Raw genomic sequence first — 13991 nt, forward strand, 5'->3', positions numbered from 1 at the left:
GGCAAAACTCGTTCCTCCCGGCCTACCGGTCCCCCCCCCCCCAACACCCCCGGCTCCCATTTTTTTTAACCCCGGGGCGCACGGGGGGGGGGGGGGGGGGTTTGGGCCCCCCCCCCCCCGCCGGTGAGCCGTTGTCAGACGTCTGCGGGGACCGTCGCGTCCGCCCAGGCGGCCGCCGGATCCTCGTCACCGGGCCCCACCGGAGTCCACCGGCCGCTCTCCTTGCGGAACGGATACCAGCGCCCGTCCCGCCCGTAGCGCAGCTGGACCGCGCCGTCCGCCGACGTCCAGCGGTTGCGATCAGCGCGCAGCCGGGGGGCCTCGTCCTCCTCCCAGGCTCCGGCGAGCCGCGTCCTGGCCCGGGCGAGGGCGTCGGCGTCCGGTGTCCACTCCTCGTCGAGCACCGCGAGCGCGGCCGTGCCGCCGTACCGCCAGGCCCGCACCGCGGCCGGCAGACCGGAGCGCTGACGGCCCGATCCGGTCGCCAGCCGGTTCGCGATCCACGGCTCGGGGCGCGCTTCGGCTGCCAGCCGTACGGCGTCCTGCACGGGTGTCAGCCCGGCCGGGACCGGCTGCTGCCCATGACCGGGCGACAGCGCCTCCGCCAGCATCCGGTGAGCACGCGCCGCACCGTCCGTTGCCAGCATCTCCAGGGCGGTCGGGTCCACGCCCGGTTCGGGGTCGGTCTCCGTGTCCAGGGAGGGAGCCGGTGCCGGTTCGACGGGGAGTGCCGGGACCGGTGGCAGCGGCGGGAGGATGCCGGCCGCCGCGTAGGCCTCTGCCGCCGGCACCCCGCGCACGGCGGCCCGGTCCTCGGTCTCCTCGGCCGGATCGTCCACGGTGTCCGGCGGCCCGTGGCCCGCCGCCCTGGCGGCGATCCGCACCTGGAGCTCGTCCAGCAGCCGTCGTTCCCCGCGGCCCCGCATCAGCAGCAGGACGAACGGATCCTGGTCCAGCAGCCGCGCCACCTGGTAACAGAGCGCGGCGGTGTGCGGGCAGTGGTCCCACGCCTCGCACGTGCACTCCGGGTCGAGGTCGCCGACCCCCGGCAGCAGATCCACCCCGGCCGCCGCGGCGTCCTCGACCAGATGCGGCGGCATCTCCCGGTCGAGCAGCGCGGCGATGTGCCCGGCCCGGTCGACGGCCATGTCCAGGAAACGGTCCCATTCCCCGTCGGTCAGCTCCTGGAGCAGTACGTCGCTGCGACAGCCGCTCCCGTCCCGGTCACGGACCACCGCGGTGATCCGGCCCGGCCGCACGGACACCGCACCGACCCGGCCCTCACGGGCGAACCGGCGGCCCTTCTTGAGTTGTTGTCCGTCCAGCGCGGTGTCCTCCAGCGCCTTCAGCCATGCCCGGCCCCACCAGGACTCCGCGAAGCCCTGCCCCTGGGCGGGAGGCAGCGCGGCGAAGGTGCGCTCCTGCCCGGGCAGTGTGTCGTCCCCCTCCCCGTCGTACCGGTCGCCGAACGCGTCCGACTCGTATCCGTCGCTCATCGTGTACCCCCTCGCAGCTCCACCAGATCGGCCAGTTCCGCGTCGCTGAGCTCGGTCAGGGCACTCTCGCCGGAACCGAGCACCGCGTCCGCGAGCCCCTGCTTACGGGCGAGCATCTCCGCGATCCGGTCCTCGATCGTGCCCTCGGCGATCAGCCGGTGGACCTGGACCGGCTGGGTCTGCCCGATGCGGTACGCACGGTCCGTGGCCTGCGCCTCGACGGCGGGGTTCCACCAGCGGTCGAAGTGCACCACATGGCCCGCCCGGGTGAGGTTGAGACCGGTTCCGGCGGCTTTGAGCGACAGCAGGAAGACCGGCGCCCCGCCCGACTGGAACCTGCCGACCATCGCCTCGCGTTGGGCCACCGGCGTCCCGCCGTGCAGGAACTGGGTGGGAACCCCGCGTGCCGCCAGGTGCCGTTCGAGCAGCCGGGCCATCTGCACGTACTGGGTGAAGACGAGGACGCCCGCGCCCTCCGCGAGAATCGTGTCCAGCAGTTCGTCGAGCAGTTCCACCTTGCCCGAGCGGTCCGCGACCTGCGGGTCCTCCTCCTTGAGGTACTGCGCGGGATGGTTGCAGATCTGCTTGAGCGCGGTCAGCAGCTTCACCACCAGGCCGCGCCGGGCCATCCCGTCGGCCTCGGAGATGGCCGCCAGCGTCTCCCGCACCACGGCCTCGTACAGGCCCGCCTGTTCGGCCGTCAGCGACACCGCGCGGTCCGTCTCCGTCTTCGGAGGGAGCTCCGGGGCGATGCCCGGGTCGGACTTGCGCCGGCGCAGCAGGAAGGGCCGCACCAGAGCGCCGAGGCGCTCGGCCGCCGCCGGGTCGCTGCCGCTCTCCACCGCGCGCGCGTACCTGGTGCGGAAGGTGCCGAGCCTGCCGAGGAGGCCGGGGGTCGTCCAGTCGAGGATGGCCCACAGCTCGGAGAGGTTGTTCTCCACGGGTGTGCCGGTGAGGGCTACCCGCGCCTGTGCGCCGATCGTGCGCAGCTGCCTGGCCGTTGCCGAGTACGGGTTCTTCACGTGCTGTGCCTCGTCGGCGACGACCATGCCCCACCGCACGGTCGCGAGCCGGGGCGCGTCCAGCCGCATGGTGCCGTAGGTGGTGAGGACGAACTCGCCGTCCGCCAGGTCCTCCAGGCTGCGCGATCCGCCGTGGAAGCGGCGGACCGTGGTGCCCGGGGCGAACTTCTCGATCTCCCGCTGCCAGTTGCCCATCAGCGAGGTCGGGCAGACCACCAGGGTGGGCCCGGCGGCCCCCGCGAGGGTCTGGCGGTGCAGATGCAGAGCGATCAGCGTGATGGTCTTGCCGAGCCCCATGTCGTCCGCGAGACAGCCACCGAGCCCGAGCGAGGTCATCGTGTGCAGCCAGTTCAGGCCACGGAGCTGGTAGTCCCGCAACGTCGCCGTGAGTGCGGCCGGCTGACCGACCGCAGGCTCGTCGCCCTGCCGGGACTCCGGGTCCGCGACCCGCTGCCGCAGGCGCTCCAGCCAGCCCGTCGCCCGGACGTCGACCCGGTGTCCGTCGACCTCCGTGGAACCGGTCAGCACGGCGCCCAGCGCGTCGATGGGGGTGACCTTGCGGTCCTGCGTCTGCCGGGCGCGACGCGCCTCTTCGGGATCGATCAGCACCCACTGGTCGCGCAGCCGCACCAGTGGCCGCCCCGCCTCGGCGAGCCGGTCGAGCTCGGCACGGCTGAGCTGCTGGTCACCGAGGGCGAACCACCAGTTGAACGTCAGCAGGGAGTCGGCGGACAGGAGCGGGGCGGTGTCCGACATGGTGCGCGCGGGGTCCCGGTTCCCGTCCGGCTCGCCCTCGCCGTCCTCGTCCGGGGGGCCCACCACCGCGCGCGCCGTCAGCTTGCGCGCCAGTTCCCGCGGCCAGTGGACCTGAACACCGCCGGCGGCGAGAGCCCGTGAGGCGGATCCGAGGAGTTCGGCGATTTCCTCGTCGGCCGGCTCCACGGCGTCCGGCACGGCCGCCGACAGGAGTGGTGTCAGGGGCGGCCAGGCGCGGGCGGCCCGGCGCAGCATGAGAAGGGTGTCCATCCGGGCCCGCGGCCCGAGGGCAGCTGCCGCCGGTCCCGAGCCGGTCCAGATCTCGGCGGCGTCGGCGACCAGCGTCGGATCGCTCACGCCGTGGATCTGCGGAACGACCCGGAAGGAGGGAAGGGCGGACGGCTGCCCCGCGGCCGTCTCTTCGGTCCGGTCGAGGCCGGACACCTCCACGCGCAGCGAGAGCCGGACGCCCGCATCGTGCCCCGCGGCGACGTCGGTGACCCAGGCGCGCTGAACCGGCAGGTGCTGCGGCGCGTCCGCGGTGAACGCGGGGCCGCCTGCGGCGATCGGGGCACCGGGTGTGCGCGGCAGCCCGTCCGCGACCGCGTCGAGGAACTCCCGCACCAGCCACTCCGGTTCGGGCAGCAGGAGGGGCTGTGCCCAGGCGTCGACCGGCACCGCGTGGGCGGTCGGAGGCATGGACGCGGAAAGAACGCGGATCCGCGTCCGGTCGTCCGCCGTGAGCGGTCCGGCCCGCCACGCGTCGTGATCCGTGGCGCTCAGCCCCGGCAGCAACAGCCCCCGGGCGGCGAACTGCAGGGCCAGCAGCCCCGCGGCGCCCCAGAACAGGGCTGCCGCGGAGGCGTGCGCCGCGGTCCGGGCGCGTGTGAGAACCGGGAGCGCGTCCCGCACCGGGAGGATCCGGGCCGGTACCCCGAACGGCAGGGCATCGGCGCCGGCGACGGTGAGTTCCTCCACGGTTCCCGGGGCGTCGGGCGGACTGCTGCCGTCCGGATACCAGAAGGCGACCCGTCCGGTCCGGGAAGGATCCGAAGGCAGGAAGACCACGGAACAGCCGGCGAGCGCGGAGATCTCGGAGAGCGTTGCTGCGGGGAGGCGGTGCACAGCGATGTCAGAGTCCTCAAGTTTGACTAGTGGGCCGAGTTCGCCGAGGGTACTCCATTGCGGACGTCAAAGGGACTGCTGAGCGCGTGATTCAAATCACTTGCAAATATCCCTTATGTCTGCCCGGTGGTGCCAGCCCCCCGTCGGAATGAGGGGGTTGGCACCAGGAAACCTCGGGTGTTGGCTCCATGGCTGCTATACATCTGCGACCCGTACGTTTCATCAGGTCAGCGCACCTATAAGACCGGAGACATCATGCCTCAGGCCGCAACCACTGTCGCGGAACGAACCCGCGACAGCGCCGGAAGTGCCGGAAGTACAGGAAGTGACTTCGCGCCACTGCTGCGGGCCGTCAAGGGGCAGGGACTCCTCGAACGGCGCACCGGCTGGTACGCGGCAGGCATTGCCGTCAATCTGCTCGCACTGGGCGCGGTGGCCACCGCGGTGGTCCTTCTCGGGAACACCTGGTGGACCCTGCTGCTCACACTTCCCCTGGCCATCATCTGGTCCCGCACCGCCTTCGTCGGACACGACGCCGGCCATGCCCAGATATCCGGTGACCGGCGGGTGAGCCGGCCCATCGGCCTGTTCCACGCCAACCTCCTGCTCGGCATGAACGAGGCGTGGTGGAACGACAAGCACGTACGTCACCACGCCAACCCGAACCACATCGACAAGGACCCCGACGTCGGCGTCGGCGCTCTCGTCTGGACCCAGAAGCAGGCGGCGCAGCGCGAGGGCTTCGCCCGCTGGCTCACCCGTAACCAGGCCCGGCTGTTCTTCCCGATGCTGCTCCTCGAAGGCATCGCCCTGAAGATCTCCGGCTTCCAGTACCTGCGACAGCAGCCGGTCAGGGAGCGGGCGCTGTCCGCCTTCCTGCTGGTCGCGCACCTGGGCCTCTACGCCACGCTGCTGCTCACCGTCATGTCCCCCGGAAAGGCCGTCGTCTTCGCGCTCGTGCACCATGCGCTCTTCGGCCTCCACCTGGGCATGGCCTTCGCCCCGAACCACAAGGGCATGGAGATGCCCGATCCGGACGGGGACCGCTGGGGGCACCTGCAGCGGCAGGTCCTCACCTCGCGCAATGTGCGCGGTGCCGTCCTCACCGACTGGTTCCTCGGCGGGCTGAACTACCAGATCGAGCACCACCTCTTCCCGAGCATGCCGCGACCGCATCTGCGGCTGGCCCAGCCCCTGGTCAAGGCCCACTGCGAGGCGCTCGGCATGCCCTACGCCGAGACCGGACTCATCGAGTCGTACCGGCAGGCGCTGGAGCACATGCACGAGGTCGGCGCCCCTCTGAGGTGACCGGCGCGGACGCACCCGCGGCGGCTGGAACCGATGGGTGCCCACAGGCGTTCTCACAGCAGGAGCGGCCAATGGCCGCGAAGGAGGCGTGGACGATGTCGAACAGCGCAAAGATCGCCATCGGGGGAGTCGTCGTCGCAGTCGTCCTGATGCCGTTCATCGGGTTCTGGCTGTCACTGCTGGTGCTCATCGGAGTTCCCGCGATCGCGTACCTGGCCTTGGATCCGGGCCAGCGGCGCAGGCTCCGTAGGATCACGCGTAAGGAAATAGGCCGCTGAGAGGGGACCTGCGCAGTGAGCGGGACAGTCACCGTCGTGAGCAGCAATGAGCAGTACAGCTTCACCAAGCCGAACCGGGACAGCGTCACGCTGTTGACCGGGCTGGGCGTGGAGGGAGACGTACACGCGGGGGTGACGGTCAAGCACCGTTCCAGGGTCGCGCAGGATCCCACCCAGCCGAATCTGCGGCAGGTCCATCTCATACAGGAAGAGCTGTTGGACGAGCTGCGGGAGGCGGGCTTCGACGTCGCCCCCGGTGATCTCGGGGAGAACGTCACCACCAGTGGTCTCGATCTGCTGGCGCTCCCCGTCGGCACCCGGCTGCACCTCGGGGACGAGGCCGTCGTCGAGGTCACGGGGCTGCGCAACCCGTGCCTCCAGATCGACAACTTCCAGGACGGACTGCTCAAGCAGGTCGTCGGCCGGGACGAGGCGGGCAGCATCGTCCGCAAGGCCGGGATCATGAGTGTGGTCGCCGTGGGAGGCCTGGTCCGGCCCGGGGACCCGGTCGAGGTCGAGCTCCCCGCGGAGCCCCACCGGCCGCTGGAACGGGTCTGAGAGCCGGGACGCGTCCGAGAGCCTGACGGGTCCTGGAGCCTGACGCGCGCGGGAGCCCCGGGAGCGGATGATCCCGGGGCTCCGGCACGCGGTGTCCCGCCGCCGGGGTCAGGACGGCCGAACGGCCATCGCGTCCAGGGCCTTCAGCAGCTTGGGGAGCTCCGTCCCTCGCCCCACGGTCAGGATTTCCCCCGGCACCTCGTCGAGCAGCAGGAAGGCGATGTCGTCGGTCCTGGCGACCATGGACCAGCCGGGGCCGTCGGCCCGGATCATCCGGGCGTCGCCCGGGGCGAAGGAGGAACGGACGCGGCCGGGGGGCGGCGGGGTGTCGACATAGGCGTACGCGTCGGCCAGCGCCCGCCGTACGCCGGGATGCGATACGGAGCGGGCGGCGCCGTGGTCTGAGGGCGGCGCGGGCACTTCTCCGTCCTCCGAGTCCTCCGTGGCCCCGTCCTCCAGGTCCTCCGTGCCCCCGGCCGTCGCCTCCGAGCCGGAACCCGAGCCCGTCTCCTCCGAGCCGGAACCCGAGCCCGTCTCCTCCGAGCCGGAACCCGAGCCCGTCTCCTCCGAGCCGGAACCCGAGCCCGTCGCCTCCGAACCGTCCGAGTCCTCGCCGTCCGCCGGCTCGAAGGCCGTCTCGTCGTCGATCTGTTCCCGCCAGACCGCCCACTGGAGTGCGATGGCGTCCGCGCCCAGCCGGCGCTGGGCGGGCCCCCACTCATCGGTGTCGGGCGGGGACAGCGGTGGGAGGTCCTCGCCGTCCGCATCCGGGTCGGGCGCCGGATCGTGAGGGGCGGCCACTCCGGGAGCGGCGACCGCCAGGGCGAGCGGCCAGCCGGGAAGCGCACAGACCACCGAGCGGTCGTCCGGCGACAGGTCGTACTCCATCCCGCAGTCCCAGGACGCTATCGCCACGGCCACCAGGGACACGTCGTCGACGACCACGGTCCACCGGGCCCCGTCGGAGTCCTGGCCCAGGACCAGGCCGTACCCCTCGGCGTACGGCTCCAGGGACAGGGCCGCACAGGCTGCCGGGTAGTCGTCGCCGAGGACGCTCGGGAACTGCGCAGGGGTCAGCAGGACCGCAGTCAGCACATACAGTGCGTCGTCGTCGCCGACTGTGTCGTCCGTCCCGGCCACTGCACCCTCCTCTTCCGTCATGCTTGTCGTCGGCGCACCTTAACCAGTGGGTAACCCGCTCGTCGAGGCCCTGACAAGGCCGGACACAGGCTCCAGCAGCGAACCGGACGCCCCCCGCTCAGCTGTCCGCGAGGCCGAGCAGCGTGCGGGCCACCGTCTCCGGCGACTCGTCGCGCTCGCGGGCCAGTGCGATGACGGCCCGGCAGGCCAGTTCTCCGACACCGAACGAGAGCGCCTCCGGCGACACCCAGCCGCTCGCCTCGTCCATCCGGTCCTGATCGTCCTCCACCGATGCCGAGACGAACGTGGCGGCCGCCTCGAAGAGGTTGTGCTGCCGGCGCTCCGGCGTCCGCGCGGGCGCTGCGGACGGGCTGCCCTTGTGCCCGGGAGTCACGGCTCTGCGCAATATGCCGAACATGCTGGCCATGGGGACCGCCTTTCGTCGATGCGTGTGCGGGCCGTGCCTCGCACACGTGTGAGGGGTACGTGCCGTGCTTGCTTGCCGGCCCTGTCCGGCGTACGTACTCACCGTCCTGCCCCCACACGTAGGCTTGGACACTCGACCCGGGCAAGGGGGATGGTGCGGTGAAGCGTTACGACCGGCTGAAGGACATTCAACGCCTCGATCCCGAACGGGACTTCCTGGAGATCTACCGGATCACGGCGACGTACGAGTTCCCCTGGGACATCACCCGCGCCCTCGAACTGGCCCTGTACCGCACGTATGCCGTCCCCGGCATCGGCCGGCTGCTGGCGGAGACGGCCGAGCTGACGGACCGTTCGCAGAAGCGCTACGACGACACCGCGCTGCTCCTGGACACGGTCGTCGAGCACGGCTTCGACAGCGACCCGGGACGTACGGCCATCCGCCGGATCAACCGGATGCACAACAGCTTCGACATCAGCAACGACGACATGCGGTATGTCCTGTGCACCTTCGTCGTCACCCCGAAGCGGTGGCTCGACGCCTACGGCTGGCGCCGGCTGTCCGACCACGAACTGCGGGCGTGTGCCGCCTACTACCGGACCCTGGGCTCCCACATGGGGATCAAGGACCTGCCACAGACGTACGAGGACTTCGAGCGCACCCTCGACACCTACGAGGACGCCCAGTTCGGCTGGGACGCGGGGGCGCGCGCGGTGTCGGACGCGACACTGGACCTGATGGCCTCCTGGTATCCGCGCCCCCTCGCGCCGATCGTGCGCGGCGCGAGCCTCGCCCTCCTCGACGACTCGCTGCTGAGGGCCTTCCGTTACGCACGGCCGAGCGCCGCAGCCCGCTCACTCACCCGGGGCGCCCTGCGCCTGAGAGCGCGCGCGGTCCGTCTGCTGCCGCCGCGCGCCAAACCGCACTACGCCCGGCAGAATCCGGAGATCAGGGGATATCCGCACGGGTACGAGGTGGCCGCGCTCGGCACGTTCCCCACACCGGGAGTCGGAGGCTGCCCGGTCCCGCACCTTCGCGGCCCCGGTCCGCAGGCCGGGTGACCCGACAGGCGAGTCGCCTCGCACCCTGAGCCGACCGGGCAATGTGTCACCCGGTTCGTTCGGCCCGGGCCTCGCCTCGCACCCTGAGCCTTCCGGGCAACGCGTCACCCGGTTCGTTCGGCCAGGGCGAGGAACCGGCTTTCCTCATCGACGTACAAGGTGAGGCGCCAGCCCGAACGGGCCAGCAGAGGGCCCAGGTTCGGCTCGGCCCGCAGATCGCCGTCAGTGATCTGCCGGCCGTGCCGCGCGGCCAGCGCCGCCCGGCCGATGGGGTGGAACAGCGCCAGCAGCCCGCCCGGCCGCACGACCCGGGCGAGCTCGGCCAGGTCGGGACCCGGCTGGGACAGGTGTGAGATCAGCCCGGCCGCGAACACCGCGTCGAGCGTCCCCGAGCGCAGCGGCAGCCGGGCGGCATCGGCCTGGACCAGCAACCCGCTGCTGCCGCGCCCCGCACGAACCGCCGACTCCAGCATGGCCACCGTCAGGTCGGCGCCCAGCACGCCGCCCCGGGGCCCGACCGCCGCCCGCAGGGCCGGCATCGCCCGCCCCGTACCGCAGCCCGCGTCGAGCACGGTGTCGCCGGGGCGGAGCCCCAGTGAGGCGATCGCGGTGGCGAAAGCCGGACCGTCGTCGGGAAAGCGCGTGTCCCAGTTCGCGGCCCGAGCCGTGAAGAACTCCTGGACGTGTGTGTGGTCATCGGCCATGCGGACATGATCGCGCAGTGTCCTCCCGAACGAAACGTCGCGAATCGATGCGCATGTTCGACCACGCTGCGATCGTCGGGGAACATCTCTCTGTCATATTTCGGCAGCTTTCGAATGCGCCCCGGACGCGCGCCCCGGCGCGACTAGCGTCCCCGAGTCATGGGACACCTGGACCACGCCACCTTCGGCTGGCTGACACCTCTGCTGTCGTACGCGATGGCCTGCATCGGCGCCGCGCTGGGCCTGAGCTGCACCGTGCGCGCACTCGACACGACCGGGCGCTCACGCCGCAACTGGCTGCTCACGGCCGCATCGGCCATCGGCTCGGGCATCTGGACCATGCACTTCGTCGCCATGCTCGGCTTCGGCGTGTACGGCACAGACATCCGGTACAACGTGCCGCTGACCCTCCTCAGCCTCCTCGGCGCCATGGTGGTGGTCGGCGGCGGCGTCTTCGCCGTCGGCTACAGCCGTGACCGGACCAGGGCGCTGCTGCTCGGCGGCTTCGCCACCGGGCTCGGCGTCGCCAGCATGCACTACCTCGGCATGGCGGCACTGCGCCTGCACGGCACCATCCACTACGACCCGCTGCGGGTCGTCCTCTCCGTCGTCATCGCGGTCATCGCAGCGACGGCCGCCCTCTGGGCCGCGCTCAACATCAGGTCGGCGCGCGCCGTGGCCCTCGCCTCGCTCGTCATGGGAGCGGCGGTCAGCAGCATGCACTACACCGGAATGCTCGCCGTGACCGTGCAGGTGACGCCCTCGGGCGGCACACTCCACGGGGCCACCGCGATGCAGTTCATCTTCCCCCTCGCTGTCGGGCTCGGCTCCTACCTCTTCCTGACCTCCGCATTCGTGGCCCTCTCGCCGACCGCACCGGAACGTGCCGCGTACGTCCACGCCGAGGGCGCGCGGCTGCCCGCCGACGGGGCCGCCGAGGTCGGCCGCGGTCCGGACCTGCGGTCGCGGCGCGCCGCCCGCGACCCCGACACGCCACCCATCGGCACCGGTTCACCCGCAGTCATCCGTTGACGAGCGGCCCGGCCCGCCGCACCGCCACCCACACAGCTCCGACCCGGAACGAGGAGGCCATGCGCCCACCCCGCACGACCCCGGACCCCGGTGCCTCCGACGCCCGGCCCGGCACCCCGCCGGCGCCGCCGGCCCGAGGCCGCCGCGCGCACGCGGGACCGCCGGCCGACGAGAGCGCCGAGTACGATGGTCCGCTGCCCGCGTACGGCATATCCGCCTCGCGCGGACGCCGGACGCTGCGCCCCAGGACCGTGCGCGCGAAGATCATCTCGCTGCTCATGCTGCCCGTCGTCTCCCTGCTGGCCCTCTGGGGCTTCGCCACCGTGTCCACGGCCCAGGACGTGGCACGGCTGCGTCAGTTGCAACGCGTCGACGAAGAGGTCAGGGCGCCGGTGGCGGCGGCGGTCTCCGCGCTCCAGAACGAACGGAAGGCAGCCATGCTCCAGGCCGCCGACCCCGGCAGCGCCCACGCCTCGGCGCTGGACGAGCGCGCCGGCCGCACCGACACAGCCCTCGACGCACTGCGGCTCGACGACGGCCACACCATCGCCGACACCGGAAACCTCCCCGGGGGAGTGGCCGGGCGCCTCGACCGCTTCCTGGGCCTTGCCCAGGACCTGCGGACGGACAAGGGGGCCCCGAAGGGCGCCGGAGGCGACGAGGGCGCTGTGTACGACCGCTACACCTCGACGGTCAGCGCCGCCTTCGCCGTCTCCGGAGCGCTCACCGGCATCCAGGACGACGCGCTCGGTTCCGACGCCCGCGTCCTGCTCGAACTCGCCCGCGCCGACGAGATGCTGGCCCGTGAGGACGCCCTGATGGCCACCGCCGCCCACGTCGGCACGCTGAAGGACCGGCCGTTGCGCCTGTTCACCGGAGCGGCCGAAACCCGGCGCAGCCTCACCGAGACAGCCGGCGCCGACCTGCCCGCCACCGAACGCACCGCCTGGCGGGAGTTCACCACCCGGCCCGCCTACCGCGCCGTCCAGGCAGCCGAGGACAAGGTGCTCGCAGCGGCACCCGGCCGCGAGGCCGCCCTGGCCGTGCCCGCCACCGACTGGCAGCGCGCCGCCGACGGTGTCCGCGGCGAACTGCACAGCATCGGTACCGGTGCCGGTGAGCGTGCCGCCGACCGTGCGGACCCCCTCACCCGCGGACTGCTCAGCCCGTCCGGAGCCGCCGTGATCTTCGGCTGCGTCGCCGTCGCCGCCTCCCTGGTGATCTCCGTACGCATCGGGCGCGCGCTGGTCGTGGAACTCGTGAGCCTCCGCAACAGCGCGCTGGAGATCGCCCGGCACAAACTGCCCCTCGCCATGCAGCGGCTGCGTGCGGGCGAAGAGCTCGACATCCGGGCCGAGGCCCCGCCGGGCCTCGCCTCCCAGGACGAGATCGGCCAGGTCGGCGAAGCCCTCGGCACGGTCCACCGGGCCGCTCTCAGCGCCGCGGTCGAGCGGGCGGAGCTCGCGGACGGCATCTCCGGAGTCTTCGTCAACCTCGCCCGGCGCAGCCAGGTGCTGGTCCACCGCCAGCTCAACCTCCTGGACAGCATGGAGCGCCGCGCCGACGACCCGGACGAGCTGAGCGACCTCTTCCGACTCGACCACCTCACCACCCGGATGCGCAGGCACGCCGAGAGCCTGATCATCCTGTCCGGTGCCGCCCCCGGCAGAGCCTGGCGGATGCCCGTGTCCCTGACCAACGTCGTGCGCGCCGCCGTCTCCGAGATCGAGGACTACGCCCGGGTGGAGGTCAGCAGGCTGCCCGACGCCGCGGTGAAGGGCACGGCCGTCGCCGACCTCACCCATCTGCTCGCCGAACTGGTCGAGAACGCCGCACAGTTCTCACCCCCGCACACCAAGGTGCGCATCACCGGCGAACCCGTGGGCAACGGCTACGCACTGGAGATCGAGGACCGCGGCCTCGGCATGGGCGCCGAACTGCTCGGCGACGCCAACCGCCGCATTGAGCAGGCGGAGGCACTCGACCTGTTCGACAGCGACCGGCTCGGTCTGTTCGTCGTCAGCCGGCTCGCCGTACGGCACCGGATCAAGGTCCAGCTCCGCACCTCCCCGTACGGCGGCACGACGGCGGTGGTCCTGCTGCCGACGGCGCTGCTGCAGACCGCGCTGCCGCCGGCCGAGGAACAGCCGGCGCCGCAGAAGGCCTCCGCCGAGCGCCGGGACGATCACGAACGCACCTCGTTCGGCCCCGGTCCCCGTGCCGTACGACCCCATAACACGGCCTTTCCCGCGCCCGTTCCGGTTCCGGCGCTGGAGTCCCGTACGGGTCCCGCCGCCCAGGTCACCTCGCTGCGTCCCCGCCGGACCGAGGACAAGGACGGACCCCGGCCGGCGCCGCCGGGGCCGTCGGAGGGGGAACAGGACGACGACACCCTGCCCCGCCGGGTGCGGCAGGCCAGCCTCGTACCGCAACTGCGTGAAGAACCCCGGCCCGAACCGCCGCGGGCCGACGGTCTCGCCGACGACACGGCCGCGCAACGGACCCCGGAACAGGCCAGGGACCGTATGGCCGCGTACCGGGCCGGCTGGGTACGCGGCGGCGGAGCCGCTCCGGGCGCCCCTGCAGCGGTCCCGGGCACCACCGAACCCAGCCCGCTCAGCGAAGGAGATCCTGCATGACCGCGAACGAGAGGCCCGGGGTACCCCGCCGATCCGGTGAACTCGACTGGCTGCTGGATGATCTGGTGACCCGCGTCGGCGAGGTCCGGCACGCGGTCGTGCTCTCCGGTGACGGGCTCGCGGTCGGCGCGTCCAGCGCGCTGAGCCGCGAGGACGCCGAGCACCTGGCCGCGGTCGCCTCCGGCTTCCACAGCCTCGCCAAGGGGGCGGGACGGCACTTCCGGGCGGGGGCGGTGCGCCAGACGATGGTCGAGATGGACGACGGCTTCCTGTTCGTCGCCGCCGCGGGCGAGGGGTCGTGCCTCGCCGTGCTCAGCACGGCGTTCGCCGATATCGGCCTGGTCGCCTACGAGATGGCCCGCCTCGTCAAGCGGGTCGGTGAGCATCTGCGTACCCCGGCGCGCTTTGCCGGGCACCCGTCGGCAGCCGGCTGAAGGGGGCTGGG

General features: G+C 72.3%; 12 protein-coding genes. 7 read left to right on the forward strand and 5 right to left on the reverse strand.

From position 1 onward, the window contains the following. Positions 1–134: 134 nt before the first annotated feature. Positions 135–1496, reverse strand: a complete 1362-nt coding sequence (locus tag ABT025_RS34235) for an SWIM zinc finger family protein (protein ID WP_351002558.1) — start codon at positions 1494–1496, stop codon at positions 135–137. Next, the gene (locus tag ABT025_RS34240) at positions 1493–4399 is read right to left on the reverse strand and encodes an SCO1167/SCO6262 family helicase (protein WP_351002559.1); all 2907 of its coding nucleotides are present in this window, start codon (positions 4397–4399) and stop codon (positions 1493–1495) included. Before ABT025_RS34240 ends, ABT025_RS34235 begins: the two co-directional genes overlap by 4 nt. Before the next feature lie 255 nt (positions 4400–4654). Between ABT025_RS34240 and ABT025_RS34245 the strand changes: the two genes are divergently transcribed. The 3 genes from ABT025_RS34245 (at position 4655) to ABT025_RS34255 (ending at position 6543) form a co-directional block, all read left to right on the forward strand. Next, a complete protein-coding gene (locus ABT025_RS34245; RefSeq protein ID WP_351002560.1) occupies positions 4655–5707 on the forward strand; it encodes a fatty acid desaturase family protein in 1053 nt (350 codons plus the stop codon). A gap of 95 nt (positions 5708–5802) precedes the next feature. Beyond that, positions 5803–5985 carry a tail-anchor membrane protein gene (locus ABT025_RS34250; protein ID WP_326733485.1) on the forward strand — a complete coding sequence of 61 codons (183 nt, stop codon included), beginning with the start codon at positions 5803–5805 and terminating at the stop codon, positions 5983–5985. A gap of 15 nt (positions 5986–6000) precedes the next feature. After that, the gene (locus ABT025_RS34255) at positions 6001–6543 is read left to right on the forward strand and encodes an MOSC domain-containing protein (RefSeq protein WP_351002561.1); all 543 of its coding nucleotides are present in this window, start codon (positions 6001–6003) and stop codon (positions 6541–6543) included. Positions 6544–6651: 108 nt separating this feature from the next. On the opposite strand, the gene ABT025_RS34260 is transcribed toward ABT025_RS34255, so the two are convergent. Next, on the reverse strand, positions 6652–7704 hold the full coding sequence (locus ABT025_RS34260) for an ICP22 family protein (RefSeq protein ID WP_351002562.1): 1053 nt from the start codon (positions 7702–7704) through the stop codon (positions 6652–6654). Positions 7705–7801: 97 nt separating this feature from the next. Continuing rightward, positions 7802–8110: a hypothetical protein gene (locus tag ABT025_RS34265; RefSeq protein ID WP_351002563.1), complete on the reverse strand. Its 309-nt coding sequence runs from the start codon at positions 8108–8110 to the stop codon at positions 7802–7804. Between the two features lie 158 nt (positions 8111–8268). Here ABT025_RS34265 and ABT025_RS34270 point away from each other — a divergent pair, with 158 nt between their 5' ends. After that, positions 8269–9171 (forward strand): oxygenase MpaB family protein, encoded by a 903-nt coding sequence (locus tag ABT025_RS34270; protein ID WP_351002564.1) that lies wholly within the window; start codon positions 8269–8271, stop codon positions 9169–9171. 104 nt (positions 9172–9275) lie between these two features. Here ABT025_RS34270 and ABT025_RS34275 read toward each other — a convergent pair whose 3' ends face one another. Next, positions 9276–9875: a class I SAM-dependent methyltransferase gene (locus ABT025_RS34275; RefSeq protein WP_351002565.1), complete on the reverse strand. Its 600-nt coding sequence runs from the start codon at positions 9873–9875 to the stop codon at positions 9276–9278. 159 nt (positions 9876–10034) lie between these two features. Here ABT025_RS34275 and ABT025_RS34280 point away from each other — a divergent pair, with 159 nt between their 5' ends. Genes ABT025_RS34280 through ABT025_RS34290 form a run of 3 tightly spaced genes read left to right on the forward strand, consistent with a single transcriptional unit; the run spans position 10035 to position 13980 of the window. Next, a complete protein-coding gene (locus ABT025_RS34280) occupies positions 10035–10907 on the forward strand; it encodes an MHYT domain-containing protein (protein WP_351002566.1) in 873 nt (290 codons plus the stop codon). Positions 10908–10966: 59 nt separating this feature from the next. Continuing rightward, positions 10967–13546: a sensor histidine kinase gene (locus ABT025_RS34285; RefSeq protein WP_351002567.1), complete on the forward strand. Its 2580-nt coding sequence runs from the start codon at positions 10967–10969 to the stop codon at positions 13544–13546. Then, positions 13543–13980, forward strand: a complete 438-nt coding sequence (locus ABT025_RS34290) for a roadblock/LC7 domain-containing protein (protein WP_351002568.1) — start codon at positions 13543–13545, stop codon at positions 13978–13980. Before ABT025_RS34285 ends, ABT025_RS34290 begins: the two co-directional genes overlap by 4 nt. Positions 13981–13991: the final 11 nt, after the last annotated feature.

It is taken from the genome of Streptomyces sp. NPDC002809 (assembly GCF_040295435.1).
GTDB lineage: Bacteria > Actinomycetota > Actinomycetes > Streptomycetales > Streptomycetaceae > Streptomyces.

Coding starts and splice junctions, on each gene's coding strand:
- ABT025_RS34280 (WP_351002566.1), top strand. CDS start 10,035: ATGGGACACCTGGACCACGCCACCTTCGGCTGGCTGACACCTCTGCTG.
- ABT025_RS34250 (WP_326733485.1), top strand. CDS start 5,803: ATGTCGAACAGCGCAAAGATCGCCATCGGGGGAGTCGTCGTCGCAGTC.
- ABT025_RS34235 (WP_351002558.1), bottom strand. CDS start 1,496: ATGAGCGACGGATACGAGTCGGACGCGTTCGGCGACCGGTACGACGGG.
- ABT025_RS34260 (WP_351002562.1), bottom strand. CDS start 7,704: ATGACGGAAGAGGAGGGTGCAGTGGCCGGGACGGACGACACAGTCGGC.
- ABT025_RS34245 (WP_351002560.1), top strand. CDS start 4,655: ATGCCTCAGGCCGCAACCACTGTCGCGGAACGAACCCGCGACAGCGCC.
- ABT025_RS34285 (WP_351002567.1), top strand. CDS start 10,967: ATGCGCCCACCCCGCACGACCCCGGACCCCGGTGCCTCCGACGCCCGG.
- ABT025_RS34275 (WP_351002565.1), bottom strand. CDS start 9,875: ATGGCCGATGACCACACACACGTCCAGGAGTTCTTCACGGCTCGGGCC.
- ABT025_RS34290 (WP_351002568.1), top strand. CDS start 13,543: ATGACCGCGAACGAGAGGCCCGGGGTACCCCGCCGATCCGGTGAACTC.
- ABT025_RS34265 (WP_351002563.1), bottom strand. CDS start 8,110: ATGGCCAGCATGTTCGGCATATTGCGCAGAGCCGTGACTCCCGGGCAC.